Genomic DNA, 21520 nt, shown 5'->3' on the forward strand with positions numbered 1-21520 from the left:
GTGTTGTTAGGTCAATTTTTCCTCAAGCATGTCAAAAATGTCGTCCATTTCATCCATTTCAAGATCAGCCGCAGAGAAGTCACTTGGCGTAAATTCTCTTTCGTGCTGCGCTAAACAATGGGTAATGATGGATTGGATTTTTTCTTTCAACAATGCCATGAACTGCTGTATCGTTTGTTCTTCATATTCATCTGTACAATAGGAACACGACAACATGAATCGATTGTGTTGAACAAGACCACTGAGGTTCAGCTTATAGACAGCTTCTGAATCAGGGCTTGCTTGTCGTCCCATATCATAGGTGGACGGTCCAAAGAGTTCTGTCGTCACTTCCTGATCGATCTGCCCAAGATAGTTCAAGCTGACTTCAGGATGTACGTGCTGTCCTGACGGCTCAGTAGCTGTCATGTATTTCAAAATCCCGTAGCCAATTCCTTTATTTGGCACACGCCGCAGCATCTCTTTCGTTCCTTTAATAGCATCAGCTATGGTCTGATCCGGCTTTGCTTCAAGAACAACTGGATACATACTCGTAAACCAGCCAACCGTGCGGGAGACATCCAGCCCTGATAAAATATCCTCTCTTCCATGACCTTCAAGCTGCACATGTACATGGGACTTCCCTGTCCATTCCTGAACGGCAAGACCGAGAGCACATAGAAGAATATCGTTCATTTCCGTTGTATACGGTAGATGAATATCGGTTAAAAGATGCTCGGTTTCGGTTTCTGAAAGCTGCAACTGTACTGCTTTTGTTTGAGCAACTTTTCTTTTCGTTACTTCATGATCAACAGGTAAAGTGGTCAATGGCAGAGTGTCAATCTCTGTCCAGTACTCACTTTGGCTTTTTAACGGCTTGGACTGTGCGTATCGTTCGATTGCCTCTGCCCATTCTTTAAAGGAATGGGTTTTTGGCGGAAGAACGAGCGTTTGTCCTTGAGCTGCCTGCTGATAAAGAGACATAAAATCCTCTAGTAAAATTCGGCATGAAACACCGTCAATGACAAGATGGTGTGTCACGATGAGTAAGTGATCGCCATCTTTTGCACGGAAACAAATCACTTTCATGAGCGGACCTGTTTCGAGGTTCAGCTGACGCTGATACTCGTTGGCATATGTGGAAATGGCCTTTTTCACGTCGTGCTCTTTAGAGACATCATGAGAAATAATCGCAATCGATTCCGTGAGCTCCCGCTGATTGTATTGCAGAATGTCATCATGCTCTTGCCTGTATACCATGCGCAGTGCATCATGATGTGAAAGTAATTTCTGCATCACTTGTTCTGTAATCGAAAGGTCAAATCCGTTTGGCGCATGAAGCATCATCGAGAGATTCCAATGGTGCTGGTCACTGAATGCTCGCTCAAAGAACCAGCGTTGAATTGGAGTCAAAATGACTTCCCCTTCAACCGATGATTGGTCAGCTGTCAATTGATCGGCTTCTTCGATATATGGGCGCAGCTCCGCAATCGTTGGGTACTGGAATAATAGCTTCATATCGAACTTCCAGCCCGCTTGCGTGAGTCTGCTTGCCATTTGGATGCCTTTAATTGAGTCTCCACCAAGGAAGAAGAAGTGGTCGTGAATGCCAACTTGGCTCACGCCAAGGACATCTGCCCAAATACCGCAAAGCAGTGTTTCAACTTCGTCTCTTGGGGCTTCGTATGCCGTTTGGTTTGCTTCCATATCAGGCGCTGGCAATGCTTTTAGATCGACTTTGCCATTTGCCGTCATCGGCAGTTGGTCTAGCTTGATGATCCATGAAGGCACCATATAGTCTGGCAACGTGCGTTTTAAGCTTTCTTTTAAGTCTTCTGTTTCATTCTCCGTGATGACATATGCGGCAAGGGCGTCTTGATCGCTGGCATCTTTGACCGTTGTCACGACTGCTTCTTTGACTTCCACCAGCGCAAGGAGCTGCGCCTCAACTTCTGACAGTTCAATACGGAAACCGCGGATGTTGACCTGATGGTCTTTTCTGCCGAGGTAAATCAGCTCACCATCCTCTGTCCATTTCACCAAGTCGCCTGTACGGTACATGCGCTCGCCTGGATAAAATGGATCTGGGACAAATCGTTTGTTGGTTTCCTCTGGAAGATTCCAGTACCCTCTTGCCAGTCCTTTTCCTGCGATCACGAGCTCACCCGGTACGCCTGGCGGCGAGAGGTCGTATAACGAACCCATGATGTAGAAACGAGTATTGGCAATCGCGGTTCCGATCGGAAGTGTGCCTTGATCTGGGTTGATGATCCCGCTGGTCGCTACGACTGTGTTTTCTGTTGGGCCATAGTTATTGACGAGTTTATATGGAACAGGCTTTACCTGTTTCAGCTTGTCTCCGCCAGTCAGTAGGTAGCGCAGTGAAAGATTGTCCATTGACATAAACTGCTCGCATAACTGGGTCGGCAGGAACGCAATGGTGATCCCTTTTTCATTGAAATACGTATTGAGCTTGATCATATCGAGACGAATCGCTTCATCGATGATGTGCAGCTCTGCGCCGGCGATCCATGTCGGGAACATCTCCCAAATGGAGGCGTCAAAGCCAAAGCCGGCATATTTGGCGGTTCGATCCGCATTTGTCACTTGGAAGGCATCATTGTGCCAGAACGCAAGATTGACAAGGGACTGGTGCTCGACCATGACACCCTTCGGCTGTCCAGTCGTTCCAGATGTGTAAATCATATAGGCGAGATCTGTTGGTTTCATATGAACCTGAATCTCTTTTGCTTCGCCTTCTACCGCATCTTCTATCAGCAGGACATGACCTGCAAAGGAAGTTGGTGCAGTTAATCCTTTTTGCATCAGAAGCACCTCTGCCTCGCAGTCCTCTAGCATGTACGCAATACGCTGAGCCGGATAATCCGCATCAATTGGAACGAATGCCGCACCTGTCTTGAGAACTCCAAGGACAGCGGCCGTCATATCAAGCGATGGACGGGTGAGAATGCCGGCGCGATCTCCGGGTTTTGTGCCAAGAGAGATCAATTTCTGAGCAACTATATTCGCCCGATTGTTCAGTTCCTCATATGTCCAGCTCGTTCCGCAGAATGTCGCCGCTTTTTGTAGGGGTGCCTCATGTACCTTGGCCTCAATCAGTGCATGGACCGTTTGATCTGACGTGACGTCTAGGACAGGACCTGACCATTCATTGATCAGTTCTCGTTTTTCCTCTTCAGTTAAGATCGATAGCGCTGAAATTGGCTGATTTAGCTTAGCCAGCATTTCGTCTATGATTTGTTCAAAATATTGACTCCAACGCTGAATGGTCTTCTTTTTAAACAGTGCCGCTGCATACTCAAAACGCAGGCCCACTTGGTCTTTTTCTTCAAATACACCGAGCGTTACATCAAATTTTGCTTGAACTGTTTCTTGCTGTTTTTGCGAAAGCTTGAGTCCATCCAGATCCGGTAACGTCAGGTCTCGGTCATCCGTTGTCAGCATGACACTAAACAATGGGTTGCGGCTCGTGTCTTTCGGAAGATCTAACTGTGCCACCAATTCCTCAAACGGGAATTCTTGATGTTCATAGGCTGCTAGGCTGCGATCTTTCATTTTTTCAAGCAATTGTGCTGTCGTTTCCTCTAACTGCACTTCATGTCGAAGAGCCAGTGTATTCACAAACATGCCCGGAACCCGTTCGATTGAAGCTTGCGTACGTCCTGCTGTCACAGCGCCTATAACGATATCTGTCTGCCCAGTTAATTTGGAAAGGAAAATGGCAAATGCCGTTTGCATGACCATGTTCAAGCTCACACCTTTTTCAGCCATGAGCGTTTTAATGGACTGCACCTTTTCAGCAGATAACCATCTATCGACGCGGTCTCCTTCAAATGACTGAACATGAGGGCGTGGAAAATCAAGTGGCAGCGCCAAATCTTCAGGCGGCTGAGCGTATTGCTCCAGCCAATATTGACGCTGTTTCTCGAGCAGCGCTTGCTGCTTTTCTTCCTGCTGCCATACCGCATAATCCTTGTAGTGCAGCTGAACTGGCGGTAATGTCTTTTTCTCATACAACTCTGCCAATTCTTGAATGAGCAAACTGCGTGTGACACCATCTGCGATGATATGGTGCATATCCATCATGAACACATATTTCTCATCAGAAAGCTTCGCCACCTTTGCCCTCATTAATGGTGCTTGATGTAATGAGAATGGGGTGATAAATGCGTCTATGACAGGCTGCTCATGACCTCTCTCTACTTCAACAACCTCTAACGTAAACGGCACTCGGCGATAGACTTTTTGAACTGGTACGCCGTCAATTTCTACAAAGGCTGTCCGCAATGATTCATGTCGTTCGATCAAGGCTTGCAGCGCTTCTTCTAGCTGCTTTACATCAAGGCTGCCTTCCATCATCAAAACGGCAGGCATATGGTAAGTAACTGCTTCTGGATGCAGCTGCTGTAACACATACATCCGCTTTTGAGCGGAAGAGACAGGATAAAAATCTTGCTTCTCCGCCGGATGAATGGATGTGATGTCCGAAGAATCCACTTCTTCCAAATAGGCTGCCATCGCCCGTATCGTTGGCTTTTCAAAAAGGACTTTGAGCGGCACATGCTTGTTCAGCTTGGCTTGTACCTTCGAAATGAGCACCATGCCTTTGAGAGAATGACCTCCCAATTCAAAGAAGTGACCATCAACACCTATTTGTTCAACCCCGAGTACTTCTGACCAAATGTCACACAGCGATTGCTCAAGTGCCGTTTCTGGTGCTGCATGCACCGCGCGGTTCATATGCACCTCGTGCGGAAGCGGCAGAGACTTCGCATCTACCTTTCCGTTTTGTGTGAGCGGAATGTGGTCGACTTTGACAAAGTACGTTGGAATCATATAATCCGGCAGTGTCTCCGCAAGCTTTTCTCTAAACGTCAGTGTTCCAATTGGTTCAGGCGCTGCGTAATAGAGTGCAAGCTCCGGTAAACGGGACATGTGAATTACTTTGACATACACCTCTTGAATGGATAATCGTGCACGCGCGGCATGCTCAATTTCCTGTTTCTCAATACGATAACCGCGGATTTTCACTTGATCATCTATTCTTCCGAGAAACTCAATGTCTCCATTTGCATGCTGTCTCACCAAATCCCCTGTACGATACATCCGCTCTTCAGGAAAATACGGATTTTCAAGAAAACGCTCTGCTGTTAATTCAGGCTGATTCAAATACCCTCTCGATACACCTTCCCCCGATATATAAAGCTCTCCAGGTGCGCCATAAGGGACAAGGCGCTGCTGACGATTGAGTGCGAGCGCTCTTGTGTGAGCAATTGGCTGCCCGATCACAGAGCGATCCTTCAAAGCGCCTAGCTCTTGCGGTGTGATCAGCTTGGTCACAGTCCCAATAGTTGTCTCTGTCGGACCATAGTGGTTCATCACTGCCACACATGGGTGCTGCTCCATAAACGTTTCAACATCCTCAGAGACAATCGGTTCCCCTCCAAGTATCACAAGGCGTAAAGCGTTAAATGCATGATCCTTCGAATCTGCCATCATATGAAATAAGGATGGTGTCATTTTGATATACGTCAGCTCTTGTTCATCAATCAAAAGCATTAGACGCACCGGGTCTGTATACACATCTTCACGAGGCACATACAGTGTCCCCCCTGCTTTTAAAACAGGGAAAATGCTTGTGTAACCGAGATCGTATGCATAAGAAGAAAGCAGTGCCGTCCGATCGCATTCTTGCAATGTCACCTCATTTGTCAGCCAGTTGACATAGTGTGATAGATTACGATGCGTGAGCTGTACACCCTTCGGCTTCCCTGTTGTACCAGATGTGTATATTACATAAGCGAGCTGATCGGCTGAGCCTTCCGGCAGATCTAGCGAGCGGCTTTGCTGCACTGCTTTTTCAACCTGCACCACCTGAATCGACTTGTGATCTTGATAGGAACCTGCAAGAGACTCATTTGTCACGATCACTTGTGCACCTGAATCTTCTAATGTGTAACGGATACGTTCCGCAGGGAAGGCCGGATCAATTGGTACAAATGCACCACCTGCTTTCATCACACCAAGCATTGAGACGATGACATAGACAGAGCGGTCAAGAATCAGTGCTACAGTCTTTTCTTTCTCGACGCCTCGTACCTTCAGTTCACTGCCAAGCGCATTTGCCATGTCTTCCAGCTCGCGGTAAGTGAGCTTCCGTTGATCATCCATCACCGCAATGGCATCTGGTGTTTCCTTTACCTGACGCGAAAATTGGACATGGAAGGGCTCATGACGATTCGATTGCACTTCGTCTTTTTTCTCCAATCGCTCTATTTGCTCATGTTGATCAAGGATACGGAGCAAGCCGATCTGTTCATCCGGGTGTTGGACCGCTTCACGAATAATCGCTAGAAGATGAGTTCCGAACCTGCGGACCGTCTCTTCTTTAAATAATGCCGCTGCATAGTCAAAGCTCAGCTTTAATGCTCCCTCTCGTTCAAATGCTTCTAGAGACAAGTCAAATTTGACAGAGTGATGCTGAATGGCATAAGGCGAAATGTGCAGATCGCCGAGCTTTAGCGCCGGAACCTCCATGTTCTGCATGTTAAATGACACGCTAAAGAGCGGGCTTCGGGTTGTATCACGATCTAGCGGAAGGCGTGCAATTAATTCTTCGAGCGGATAGCTTTGATGAGCAAAAGCGTCAACACTCGTTTCTTTTATTTCTTCAAGCAGCTGTAAAAATGTTTTCGTTTGTTCTGGTTTTCCGCGCATCGCAACGGTGTTGATAAACATCCCCGGCATGTCCTGTATATCAGGATGTGTCCGTCCTGCAACAGGGGAACCAACAATGATATCTTCCTGGCCGCTATAAGTGGCAAGCAGCACTTGAAAAGCAGATAACAAGAACATGTACATGGTCGTATCTGTTTTCTGAAGCAATTCATGAATCCGCTGAGTCGTCGCTTGATCACAGCCAAACATGAATCGTTCCCCGGAAAAATCACGTTCCGCTGGACGCGGATAATCAGTTGGCAGCTCTAATACCGGCAAGTCCCCTTCGAATTGCTTCAACCAATATGCTTCATGCTCCTTCTGTTTCTCCGTCTCTTCTTCACTTAACTGCCAGACAGCGTAATCTTTATAATGAATGGCTCTTTCTGCAAGAGCTTCTCCATCATAGGCCTTCGCCAAATCTTGAATGAACGTCTTCATGGAGCTGCCATCTGTAATGAGATGATGTGCTTCCAAGACGAGAAGATGACGGTTCTCACTGACCTTCAACAACTGAGCTCGCAATAGAGGCGCAGCTGTTAAATCAAATGGTGTTTGACTTTCAGAAAGGAATGCCTCCGCCTCTTCTTCCTTGATGTCATGAACGGGAAGGTCAAATGCAGTCCATTCATTCACCCTTTGGACGATGTCTTCTCCATTTATATGAAAACTCGTTCTTAAGATTTCATGCGTTTGGATCAACTGATCAAACGCTGATCTGAGCCGCTGATATTCGAGTGTCCCTTCAAGCGTTAAGACGATCGGAATATGATAATTCGTGCTGTCAGGTTCAAGTGTCTGCAAAATGTATAAACGGCGCTGGGCTGGTGATACCGGATATTCGTCCGCCTGCTCTGCTGGTAAGATGGGATGCCCCGTTTCTTCTTGACCATCCTGATCGACATGAGCCGCTAATGAACGAATTGTCGGCTTCTCAAAAATCACTTGAATCGGTACTTCCTTTTGAAGCACCTCTTGAATTTTCGCGGACATCATCATTGCTTTGAGAGAGTGCCCGCCGGCCATGAAGAAATGTTCATCTACTCCTACCGTTTTCCCAAGGAGCTCCTCCCAAATTTGAGCAAGTGCCTTTTCCGTCTCCGTCTCAGGCGGAATGATCTCCTTTTCATCCCGATGCGCGTCCGGCTTTGGTAAAGCTTTTCGATCTACCTTCCCGTTCGACGTGAGCGTAAAAGCATCCAGCTTCATCACATGGTGCGGCACCATATAAGCTGGCAGCTCTTGATTGAATAAATCCCGCACCTCTTCTTCTGTCATCGTCCCTGTGAAGTAAGCAGTGATTTCCTTTTCATCTGAGGAAAACGAATGGACAAGCACAACCGCATCATCTATGCCCGCTTCTTGCTGAAGCACTGTTTCAATTTCACCAAGCTCAATACGGAAGCCTCGAATTTTCACCTGATCATCTGTCCGGCCGAGGAATTCGATCTGGCCATCCGCGCCATATCTAGCCAAATCTCCTGTTCGATACAAACGGCCTGACGGCTTAAAAGGATCTGCCATGAACACTTGATTGGTCAAATCTGGACGATGGAGATACCCTCTTGCGACACCATCTCCACCAACATACAGCTCTCCTGGCGCTCCAATTGGCTGCAATCTTTGATCATCATCTAAAATATAAGCTGACGAATGGTTGATCGGCTGGCCAATTGGGATCGGCCCCGTTTCATCTCCTCTTACTTCGTAAATGGTCGAGATGGTTGTATTTTCTGTTGGGCCATAGGCATTCAGTAAGACAAGTGCTGGATGATGCTGTTTCACAAGCTCCGCACTCTTCACATTGATGACGTCACCGCCTGTAATTAATGTGGTTAATCCTTTGAACATTTGCGGCCGCTGCTGAGCGAGCTGATTAAATAATCCAGTTGTTAAAAAGAGCGCCGTCAACTGATGTGTTTGGATAAATTGTTCGAATCGATGGATATCCAATAAAGTATCACGGTCAACAGGATAAAGCGTCGCCCCATTTAGCAGCGTGGTAAATATCTCAAAGGTAATAGCATCAAAGCTAACGGCCCCTGTATGCGCCATACGATCCGACTGGGTCAAGCCTAATTTCTCCTGAGAGCAAGCCAATCTCACAATATGCTGATGCTCAATTTGAACCCCTTTTGGCTGTCCAGTTGATCCTGATGTATACATGATATACGCCAATTGAGATGGAGACGTCCGGGCTGATAAATCCACGTGTGAGTGATGAGGCTTACTCGTCACATGTACAGCCTTGATATGTTCATCAACTGGCGGCTGATTGTCAGCATGAAGCAAAATGGATGCGCCGCTGTCTTCAAGCATCCATCGGATTCTCTCCTCAGGCTGGGAAGGATCAATCGGCACATAAGCAGCCCCTGCGTGCAGAACTGCTAAAATGGCGATCACCGCATCTGTTGATCGGTTCATATACACCGCGACAGCATCCCCCGGCTGTACGCCGTTTTCAACAAGACTGCCGGCTAAACGACGGATTTCTTGTCCAAGCTCCCCGTACGTGAATGTTCGATCGCCTTCAACTAATGCCAGATAGTCAGGCTGCGCCTTCATACGTTCATTAAGCAGCTCAGGAATAGACAGATGCTTCGGATAATCTCGCTCTGTCTGATTCCACGCTTCAATCTGCTGCTTCTCCTCTTCTGTGATACATGTCACATCATGAAGGCGTACATCAGGGTTCTGGATGATTTGCTTCATGAGATTGGTCAGATGTTTTGATATGTTTTCAATGATCTTTTCTTCAAAAGCTATGGCGTTGTATTTGATTTTCAATGTCCACGTTTCACCTGGATAAACAAGGACATTTAGGTCGAAATTCGTTTGTTCAAATCCGTCCTTTACATCAATGGAAAAACCAAGCCGTGCAGACATGGTATCACCAGACAGCTCCTGATCTAAAGGATAGTTCTCAAACCCAACCAAATGATCAAAGAGCTGCCCTCCAGCAGCTGTCTTTTGCTGAATGTCATAAAGCGGCATAAAATCATAGTTTTCCGCTTCCAGTGCATGCTGCTGAACCTTTTGAAACAACTGTTTGAACGTCTGCCCCTGATCCAATGTCACCCGAACGGGTATCGTATTGATAAACAGCCCTGCCATGCGCTCAATCCCAGATATACTAGGAGGTCTGCCTGATACAACGGTTCCGAATGTCACATCATCTGCTGCATGATAGGTGCCTAAAAGAACGGACCAGACCGCTTGGAACAAGTTCGGTGCCGTCACTTGGCTTTGTCTTGCCACATCTTGAATGGCTTGTACCGTATGAGCATCCCATGTAAACGTCCATTCCCGATGGTCGTATTGTCCGTTCGATTCTTTTTGCTGCAGCAGTCCTTGATGTTGAACAGCGCCATCTAGACGCTTCTTCCAATAGCTTTCCGCTTCTTGTTTATTTTGCTTTCCAAGCCAATGGATATAATCTGCATAAGGCTTACCCTGTGAGCGATCCGGCGTTCGACCGTTCCGATAAGATTCATAGTAATGAAACAGTTTTTTCATTAAAACACCCATGGACCAACCGTCCATGATGATGTGATGGTTGCTCCAAATCAGATGCCAATTTGTTTCATTTAGTTGAAAAACAGCGACCTTCAATAATAGATCATTCGTTAAGTGAAATCCTTGCTTTCTCACTTGCTTTTTATATTGACCCAATACCTTTTGCTGCTCTTGATGATTCAGATGAGATAGATTTTCTCGATACACATCTAGATGACGTTCAGCCAGTACAACCTGACGAGGCTTTTGCAATTGTTGATAGACAAAGGCTGTACGGAGAATGTCATATGTCCGTATGAGCTCATTGAGACTTTTTTCAAAAAGAGCGAGATCAAACTCTCCGCTTATTCCAAGCTCAAGCTGTGTGAAATAAGAGGAGGAATTAGGGTCTAGCATGGCATGATACAGCATGCCCTCCTGCATGGGTGTTAAAGGATATACCTTTTGAATCTTCTGCTTGCTCATAAGTCCACCTCTTCGTTTGCTTAAAATATATCCATTAGCTTTTCAAGTTCATCCATGGTGAGATCTTCATCCCCTACATCACTAGGTGTCATCTGGGTTTCCTCCTGTGATACGCAATGTGAGATCAGCGCCTTCACATTCTTTTCAAGGAGATTCTTGAATTGTTCCATCGTACCTTCTTCAAATTCAAGATGATGATAAGAAATCGTCACATGGAGCATTGCTTGTTCTACGAAACCAACAATATCAAGTGCATGAGGCTTCTCTGATTCAGGGCTCAACGATTGTCCTGGATGCCACGTTGAGCGGCTTAACTCACCGCCGATCTGTTCATCAAACTGACCAAGATAGTTAAAGCTGATATCTGGTGTGACATCAAATGAGATATCGTCCTTCATCTTGTCAGGGGTTAAATATTTTAATATGCCATAGCCGATTCCCTTGTTCGGAATGTGCCTGAGTTCCTCTTTTAAATGCTTGATCTGATAAGAAAGATCGTCTGCATGCGACATATCCAGTAACACAGGATACATGCTTGTAAACCAGCCGATGGTTCGTGATACATCGACCCCAGGGAGGATTTCCTCTCTTCCGTGTCCTTCAAGATGAATAAAGTGTCTCTCTTCACCTGTCCACTCTTTCATGGACAATCCTAATGCTGTCAGCAAAATATCATTGATGTCTGTTTGGTATGCTTCATGTACATCTGTCAGCAGACTGCGTGTTTCCTCCTTAGACAATGTAAAGCGAATGGTCTGTGTATGAAGCATCCGCTGATCCTCCGTCACATGATCCTTTTGAAGCGGTGTAACGGAATGTGCAAGTACCTTTTTCCAATAAGCTCTTTCCGATAGCAGTTCATCTGACATCGCGTATTCCGTCAGCTTCTGGGCATATTCTTGGAAGGAGTGTGTTTTTTCAGGAAGTGTCAGGTCTTCCCCCCGCTTCGACTGTTCATAAAGAGCCATAAAATCTTCAAGGAAAATACGCCATGACACACCATCGATGACAAGATGGTGTACAGCGAGCAATAAATGATCCCCTTGATCCGTTCGGAAAATGACTGGCTTCACTAAAGGTCCCTCCGCCAGCGATATACTCGCCTGCACTTCATTTGCAAGCTTTTCTACCTGCTGGATTTGCTGCGACAGTTCTCCTTGTACTTCCATCACATCAACAGCCACCATGTTTTCCTCAATTCTTCGATGACGCTGGATCATGCGCCCTTCTTCAAGCTGATACACCATTCGCAAGGCATCATGATGGATCATCAGCTGCTCCAACACTTGCTGAACGATGGCTTCATCCAAGCCATTTAGCGCATGGAGCATAACCGATTGGTTCCAATGGTGCTGACTCGTAAAGTTTCGCTCAAAGAACCAGCGCTGAATCGGTGTGAAAATGACTTCCCCTTCAACTGGTGATTGGTCGGCTGTCATTTGATCAGCTTCTTCAATATATGGGCGGAGCTCCGCAATCGTTGGATATTGGAACAATAGCTTCATATCAAGCTTCCAGCCCGCTTGTGTGAGTCTGCTTGCCATTTGAATGCCTTTAATCGAATCTCCGCCAAGGAAGAAGAAGTGATCGTGAATGCCGACTTGGCTCACGCCAAGCACGTCTTCCCAAATGCCGCATAGAAGCGTTTCGACTTCGTCTCTTGGCGCTTCGTATGCCGTTTGGTTTGCTTCCATATCAGGCGCTGGCAATGCTTTCAGATCGACTTTGCCATTTGCCGTCATCGGCAGTTGGTCTAGCTTGATGATCCATGAAGGCACCATATAGTCTGGCAACGTGCGTTTTAAGCTTTCTTTTAAGTCTTCTGTTTCATTCTCCGTGATGACATATGCGGCAAGCGCATCTTGTTCGCTCGTATCTTTCACCGTTGTCACAACTGCTTCTTTGACTGAATTCAGTTCAAGAAGCTGCGCCTCAATTTCTGACAACTCAATCCGGAAGCCTCGAATGTTGACCTGATGGTCTTTTCTGCCGAGATAGATCAGCTCGCCATCCTCTGTCCATTTCACTAAGTCGCCTGTACGGTACATGCGCTCACCTGGATAAAATGGATCTGGGACAAATCGTTTGTTGGTTTCCTCTGGAAGATTCCAGTACCCTCTTGCCAGTCCTTTCCCCGCAATCACGAGCTCACCCGGTACGTCTGGCGGCGAGAGGTCATATAACGAACCCATAATGTAAAAACGGGTATTGGCAATCGCTGTTCCGATTGGAAGCGTTCCTTGATCTGGGTTGATGATCCCGCTTGTCGCCACGACTGTATTTTCCGTCGGACCGTAGTTATTAACGAGTTTATATGGAACAGGCTTTACCTGTTTCAACTTGTCTCCGCCAGTCAGTAGGTAGCGCAGAGAATGATTGTCCATTGACATAAACTGCTCGCATAACTGGGTCGGCAGGAACGCAATGGTGATACCTTCTTGATTGAAATAAGCATTGAGCTTGATCATATCGAGACGAATCGCTTCATCGATGATGTGCAGCTCTGCGCCGGCGATCCATGTCGGGAACATCTCCCAAATGGAGGCGTCAAAGCCAAAGCCGGCATATTTGGCGGTTCGATCCGCATTTGTCACTTGGAAGGCATCATTGTGCCAGAAAGCAAGATTGACAAGGGACTGGTGCTCGACCATGACACCCTTCGGCTGTCCAGTCGTTCCAGACGTGTAAATCATATAGGCGAGATCTGTTGGTTTCATATGAACCTGAATCTCTTTTGCTTCGCCTTCTACCGCATCTTCTATCAGCAGGACATGACCTGCAAAGGAAGTTGGTGCAGTTAATCCTTTTTGCATCAGAAGTATCTCTGCCCCGCAGTCTTCCATCATGTAAGCAATACGCTGATCAGGATAATCCGCATCAATTGGAACGAATGCCGCACCTGTCTTGAGAACTCCAAGGACAGCGGCCATCATATCAAGCGATGGGCGGGTGAGAATACCGACGCGGTCTCCTGGTTTTGTACCGCTTGAGATAAGTCTTGAAGCAACTACATTCGCCCGGCTGTTGAGCTCTTCATACGTCCAGCTCGTTCCGCAGAAAGTCGCCGCTTTTTGTAGGGGTGCCTCATGTACCTTGGCCTCAATCAGTGCATGGACCGTTTGATCTGACGGGACGTCTAGGACAGGTCCTGACCATTCGCTGAGCAGTTTTTGCTGCTGCTTCGGTGATAATAGCTGCATTTGATCTAACGATTGATCTGGCGCTGATACCATTTGTTCCAATAAATGAAGGAAAAACTCCTTCCACTTTTCAATCGAAGACTGTTGAAAGATAGAAGTATTAAAATCGAACACAAGCTCAATGTGATCAGCCGATTCGTTTCCAGTTAAGGTCAAATCAAATTTGGCGATATTTTCTTCAAATGGCTCTGGAACGATGTAAAGTCCATCCATCGTTAAATCACGGATATCCGCATTTTCCATCGAGAACACTACATCAAAGATTGGGTGACGGCTAGTGTCTCGAACCGTTTGCACTTGGTCTACCAATTCTTCAAATGGGTACAGCTGATGCTCATTTACCTCTAACACAAGCTGGTGTACATTTGACGCAAATTCTGCAGCTGTCTGATGTCCTGCTGGCTTGGTTCTAAGTGCCAGCGTATTCACAAACATACCGATGACAGATTGAATATCAGGATGAGTTCTGCCTACAATCGGAGAACCGATGATGATATCTTCTTGTCTCGAAAGCTTGCTTAAAAGGGTACTGTAGCAAGTGAGCAGGACTGTATACGTCGTACTGTTGAGCGCTCTGACCAGCTCATCCAATTTCGCTTTAAGCGGCCCATCGATTGTAAAGGAGACACGCTCTCCTGCGAATGTTTGCACTTTTGGTCTTGGCAGGTCTTCCGGCAGTCCCAGTACAGGCAGCTCTCCTTGTAATTGCTCCAGCCAAAACGCCTCTTCAGCTCTTTTTTGTGCAGCAAACGTCTCACTTTTTGACCAAACCGCATAATCCTTATATTGAACAGGTAATTCCTGTAGTTTGTCTCCTCGATACAAGGCTGAAAGCTCCTCAATTAAAATGCCAACAGATGCGCCATCTGAAATGATATGATGCATATCAATCAGTAAATAATGGACATTTACGGAAACAGAAACTAGACCTACTCTGAGTAAAGGCGCCTTTCCTACATCAAATGGACGGATAAAGTCATTCATCAATTCCTGTATGTCTCTTCCGTTCCCTTCGATTTCCTCAATGTCTAAGGAAATATTTGATTCAATCCGTTGAACAGGTTCATTCTGAACAAAGTCAAAGCTCGTTCTAAATGCTTCATGACGATGGACAAGCTGCTCAATCGCTTTTTTAAATCGTTTTTCATCAAAAACACCTTCTAGCTTTAAAGCAGCCGGCATATGATAGCTTTGCTCCGCATCGGTCATTTTCTCCAATACAAACAGCCTTTTCTGAGCAGATGTCACTGGATAATAGGCCGCTTCTTCTGCAACCTCCACCCGCTTGATCTCCGTTTGATCCGCTTGATCAACCGCAAAGGCAAACGCCTCTAATGTTGGAGATTCAAATAAAGACTTCAAAGTGAGCTCCACGTGCATCTCTTCATACAGCCTGTTCAGCATTTTCATGCCGCGCAGCGAATGGCCACCGCATTCAAAGAAATGATCGTCCCTGCCGATTCTCGGCACTTCAAGAACTTCCTCCCAAACGCGCGCTACGTGATGCTCTGTTTCGGTTTGAGGAGGGATGTACTCATTTACCCCCTGCTCACTTAGGTCAGGCACCGGTAAGGCGCGCCTATCTACCTTGCCGTTATTCGTCAGCGGAAGCTCGTCTAATTGCATGAAGAACGACGGCATCATATACACAGGCAGTTCACGCCCTGCTTGCTCGCGCAAATCAGTTAATGAGACGGACCCTTCGGCTGTAAAATATGCACATAATGTGTCATTTGGAGCTGCAATGACGACGGCTTCCTTCAATTGCGGATGTCGCAGCAGCTGATGCTCAATTTCTCCAAGTTCAATACGCTGACCTCGAATCTTCACTTGATGATCAATCCGTCCAATGAATTCAATCTCTCCATTTGACAGCCATCGTGCAAGATCACCCGTTTTATACATGACCTCACCAGGGCGGAAAGGATTTTCCACAAATTTTTCGCTTGTGAGTTCTGGCTGCCCATAATATCCTTTCACCAGTCCATCACCAGCGACACATAGCTCTCCCGCAACACCCGGCGGCTGCACATGTCCAAATTCATCTACAATGTAAACAGCCGTTTGACTCACTGGCTTTCCAATTGGAATGGATAACGCCTGCTTCTCAATGTGATTCACTGGATAATACGTAGTGAAAATCGTGCTTTCAGAAGGACCGTACATATGAACAAGCTTGCCTTCCCCCACCGTTTCAAGTGCAGTCATGACATGAGGCACGGAAGCTCGCTCTCCGCCAAACAGAACTTTTCTGACGTTCTTCAGGCTGTCTTTTTTCATATCGATGAGTAAGTGAAAAAGAGCTGTCGTGATCATTAAAATACTGACTTTTCCCTTCTCAATCGCTCCAGAAAGCTCATTCATATTTAAGATATGGTCCTTTGGCAGAACAATCAGTTTCGCTCCGTTTAATAAAGCACCAAACACATCAAACATAAAAGCATCAAATACATAGTTTGATAGACTCATCACCGTGTCTTCATGATGAATGGCAAGATAATTTGATTGCTTCACCGTTCTCAAAATATTCCGGTGTGTCACCATATTTCCTTTCGGCTTGCCAGTTGTACCAGATGTATAGGTCAAATTCGCCAAGTCCTCAGGTAAAATAGGTATGTCTATATTGCTGCCTGACTGCTGAACAATCAGTTGATCTTCTGTTTCGACGACGGTTCCCTCAAAAGAAGCGAGTACCGAACGTTGGCGCAGCACCTGGTGTGTCAGTAAAAATTGTGCACCGCTATCTGTCAAAAAGTGCTTCACGCGCTCATCAGGGAAATCAGGATCAATTGGTACATAGACGCCGCCCGCCTTAAGCACAGCTAGAACAGAGAGTACCATCTCATTGGATCGTTCAAAGAATAAGGCCGCTTTCATCCCTCTTTCAAACCCATGTTCACGCAAATAATGAGCCAGCTGGTTCACTCGGTCATTCAGTTCTTGGTAAGAAAGAATCACACCTTCACATTGGAGTGCAGACTTATGACCATGCTCCTGCACCTGCGCTTCAAACTGCGTCACAATGGTTTCTTCTGCCGGATAAGGCGTCGGTAACGGATTCCACAGATTCAGTTGAGCTTCCGCTTCCTGTTCAGACAGTAATCGATAGGATCGAATCGCTTCCTCCGGCGATTGGACCATCTGCTCCAGCAAATACATATAATGATGCAGCATTTGCTCGGCTGTACTTCGTTTAAATAGCGCCGTACTGTAATCGAGGACAAAGGATAAACCTTGATCTGACTCCATCGCTTGCAGCGTTAAATCAAACTTTGCAATATGGAAATTGGTTTCTTCAATTTCAACTTGCATCTCTCCAATATGCTGGGCTGCTCCATGATCTGGCATGAGTGTAAAAACGGTATCGAATAAAGGATGACGGCTAAAATCTCTTGGTATATTCAGCTTTTCAAGCAGCCGTTCAAATGGATATTGCTGATGCTCAAATGCATGCATCGTCTTTTCCTTAACTTGCTCGATCAACTGCGACATGGTTCCATTCGGATCAACCTCTGTCCGCAAAGCAAGTGTCTGGACAAACATGCCGATCATGTCATCCAGGTCTGCATGCACACGCCCTGCCGCCGGTGTTCCAACCACGAATTCCTTTTGACCCGTGTACTTCGCAAGCAATGTATAGTAAGCAGAAAGCAGAACCGTATACAGTGTCGTGTGGTGATTTGCCGCAAGCTCCTGCAATTGTTCCTTTAACGTTTCATCTATTTCTTTGATCACACGGTCCCCTGCAAAAGACTGGACCGCTGGGCGTTGATAATCGGTCAACAGCTGTAAAGCAGGAAGATCACCCGAAAATTCCTGCAGCCAGAATGCCTCTTCTTTTTGAAAATCTTGTTGTTCTTGCCAAACAGCATAATCTTGATATTGAAGCTTCAATGGAGCTTTGACCGATCCCTCGTAAGCATCTGACAGCTCAAGCAGCATTAAATCAATCGAAAGACCATCTGAGATGAGATGATGCATATCGAAAAAGAGCAGGTGCTCCTGATCATGTAATGACTTCAAGCCAATACGAAGAAGTGGTGCACACTCAAGGTCAAAAGGTCTGACAAATTGCTGCATATTTTCTTCCATCGTGCCGCCTGTCAGCTGCTCTATTTGAAATGGCACTGATGGAGCTACCTGCTGACATGGAACACCTTTCAACGTATGAAAAGAAGTACGCAGCATATCATGACGTGTGATGAGTCTTTCAAAGGCTTCAGTCAGCTTCTCTCGCTGCAATGTTCCTTTTAACCTCACAACAGCTGGCATATGGTATGCGGTGCTTTGCTCCAATTGACTCACCATATAAACGCGCTGCTGTGGAGGTGACAATGGATAGTGGTCTGCTGCCGGCGCTTTTGGTATCAACGTTTCAGAAGATGTTTCCGCTTGCTCAATGTAGGCAGCCAAAGCGGCAATGGTCTGCTGTTCAAATAAAATGGAGAGCGGCACTTCCACCTGAAAGTCTCGCTGAACATGTGTGAGTACTGTCATCGCTTTAAGTGAATGACCACCTCGCTCGAAGAAAGAATCATATACACCAATCTTCTCTTGACCAAGGATTTCTTCCCACAAACGCACAAGCTTCGTTTCGAGATCGTTTCTAGGTGCAGCATATACAGCATGAACTGCTTTGTCGCCTTTTAAAGCAGCAAGTGCACGACGATCGACTTTGCCGCTGACTGTGAGTGGAAATGCATCGAGCTCTTTGAAATAGAGCGGCATCATGTAAGCTGGAAGCTGATGTTTGATAACGGCTTGCAGCATGTCAACTGACACACCTTCTTGACGAGCTTGATAGTAAGCACTTAACGCCTTTTCCCCGTCCGCTTCATCAACCACAAGTACGACAGCTTGATCGATTCCATCTACCTGCTCCATCACTGCTTCAATTTCGCCTGTTTCTATGCGGTAACCCCTTATTTTTACTTGATCATCCATTCTGCCAAGATAATCAATCTTGCCATCCGGAAGCCATCTGACTAGATCCCCCGTTCGATACATACGCTCGTGTGGAGAAAACGGATCTGCCGTGAATACCTTCTCCGTTAATTCAGGCTGATTCACATAGCCTCGTCCAACACCTATCCCTGCAATGCATAGCTCTCCAACAGCCCCCTGCACCTGTAATTGATCATGGTCATTTAAAATATAAAGACGGTGATGACCGAGTGGTTTTCCGATCGACACATAACGCTGCTGTTCAGATGATTCGCGCAGCTCACTTAGTTCCAGACGATGAACCGCCGCATCGACACACGTCTCAGTCGGACCATACACATTCCACAAAGTAAAATCAGGCTCACTCATACGAACCGCTTCGATAAGAGAGTGTGCTGCTTTCGCAGGCAATGCTTCTCCCCCAATCAACATGTGTGTCAATGACAGCCCGTCCAAATCCGCTGCAAGTAAAAGCTGCACATGCGCCGGTGTTCCGTCTGCTGCTTCAATTTGATGTTTTTTATAATAAGCCGCTAATTGAACACCATTTCTCGTCGTTTCTCGCGGGATGATATGAAGCGTATGCCCAAATAAAAGAGCAGCAAAGATTTGTTTCACCGATGCATCAAAATGGAATGGTGCAAGAAGCGCCATTTGAAGCTCACTCGCCCCTTGATAAATCTCATGATGCAAGGCATGGACCAAATGATGCAGCTGAAGATGCTCAATCATGACGCCTTTCGGCTTTCCAGTCGTACCTGATGTATAAATCATGTAAGCCAAATCCTCAGGTGCCGACTGATTTACAAGCTCAGGCAGCAGACCATCATCTAATTCGATTTGCTGCTGAACGACCATTTTTTCCGAGAGGGCACGGTATGTTGAAACGAACGATTCCTCTGTTAACACAATGGAAGCACCAGAATCCTCCACAATATATTGAATGCGCTCCTCAGGTAATGCCGGATCAATCGGTACATACGCCCCGCCAGCCTTTAATATGCCGAAGATCGCCACCATAGCATCTGCCTTCCGATCCATTAGGACAGCAACAGGCACATCACGCGAGACACCTTTCATTTGTAAAAACCGCGCCAGCTTTTCTGCCTTTTGATACAGCTCTCCATAAGTAAATGCTCCATTTTCCGCTACAACGGCTGTCCGCTCTGCATACTTATTTGCTGTCTCATCAAACATGTGGTGAACCGGTTTTTCAGCTGGTTTTTCAAACGGAATTCTCTCAGATAGTTGCAGCAGTTCCTTTTGTTCATCTGATGGAAGTAAAGGAAGTGTCCCGATCAGCTGGTCAGGCTGAGAGACCGCCGCCTCTAGTATGATCAAAAATCGATCAAACATTTTACTGATTTCTTCTTCGGTGAATACATCTGTACGGTAGTCCAAATCAATGGTCAATGTATCTGTATCCCAGCGGTCCTTTACATGGATTGAAATATCATTCATTCCGCTCCCGCTAAAAATCGGTTCAGTAATAAAAGACAGATTCTCTTTTTTCTGCCACTGCATGACCTGGTATTCTAAAGAAATATCAAAAAGGCGCCCTGTAAACCCTTCTCTTTCTCGCAAATCATTCATGAGGAGATTGTAAGGGTACTTTTGGTGACGCAAGATCTTCATTTGATCCGCCATGACCTGTTTTACGAAATCAAGAAATGTTTGCGACCCATGAACAGATGCACGCATTGGAATCGTGGAAACAAACATACCAATCATCTTTTTTTCTTTGGCATTCGTTCGGTTGCCCATAAAGGTTCCAAGAACAACATCCTCCAAGCCGCTAAAACGATGTAAATATACATAAACAGTGGACATAAACATCGAGAGCATACTGACTTTCTGCTCTTCACAAAAAGCACGAAGTTTCTCCTTCAAAGAATCTGGAATATCCCCCGAAAATCGCTGCGCATGTAAACTCATCTCGTATCCCTTATGCGGTTTTAAAGAAGCGAAATCTGGAATATTGGCAAATTGCTCATTCCAAAAGGCTTGGTCTTTTTGAAATCGTTTAGAAGTTTCATAGCTTTGCTCACTCATGATGTGATCAACGAAGGAAATCTCCTCAACCGGTGAGATGTCTACCCCGTGCAGCATGTCCTGGTATAAGTCGATAATGCGATTTCCCATCAAGATAATCGAGATACCATCCGCCACAATATGATGTGCTTTACAGAACAGCCAGCACTCTTGATCACTGATTTGAAAGACCGTAAATTCAATCAAGGGGCTGTCAATTAACGGCATTGGCTCACGGATTTGCTCATTCGCCCAAGCCCTCACTTCTTCTTCACTCCAGCCCTTCTCCATGCGAATCGGCTGTTCTTCATAAGGCTTCATATATTGAACAGGCTCCTCCTGCTCATGTCGATACACCAGCCTCAAACGAAGGGAATCAGTTTGGCGAATGTATGCTTGAAGCACGTCAACGACTAAAGATGGATCTAAACCTGATACCGATCTCAATCTGGCGAATCCACCCAAATTAGAAATACTTGTACCTGGATAAAATCTTTCCGTGTAGAATACTCGCTTTTGCGCATGTGTTAAGGGGTAATAAACTGTATTCATTCTTATCCTCCGCCTCTTCTATGTTTTCTCCACCAATGTGACACCCTGAACCCTCTATATCAAAAGAACCAAGTCTATTTGATTAAATAGACGCA

Annotated in this window: 2 protein-coding genes; both read right to left on the bottom strand. The window is 46.1% G+C overall.

From position 1 onward, the window contains the following. Positions 1–6 precede the first annotated feature (6 nt). On the bottom strand, positions 7–10698 hold the full coding sequence (locus tag ACSSTM_RS09910; protein ID WP_437404156.1) for an amino acid adenylation domain-containing protein: 10692 nt from the start codon (positions 10696–10698) through the stop codon (positions 7–9). Positions 10699–10718: 20 nt separating this feature from the next. Next, positions 10719–21425 (bottom strand): amino acid adenylation domain-containing protein, encoded by a 10707-nt coding sequence (locus ACSSTM_RS09915; RefSeq protein ID WP_437404157.1) that lies wholly within the window; start codon positions 21423–21425, stop codon positions 10719–10721. Between the last annotated feature and the right edge of the window lie 95 nt (positions 21426–21520).

The organism is Bacillus sp. RK1064 (genome assembly GCF_051488405.1).
Classification (GTDB): Bacteria; Bacillota; Bacilli; order Bacillales; family Bacillaceae; genus Bacillus.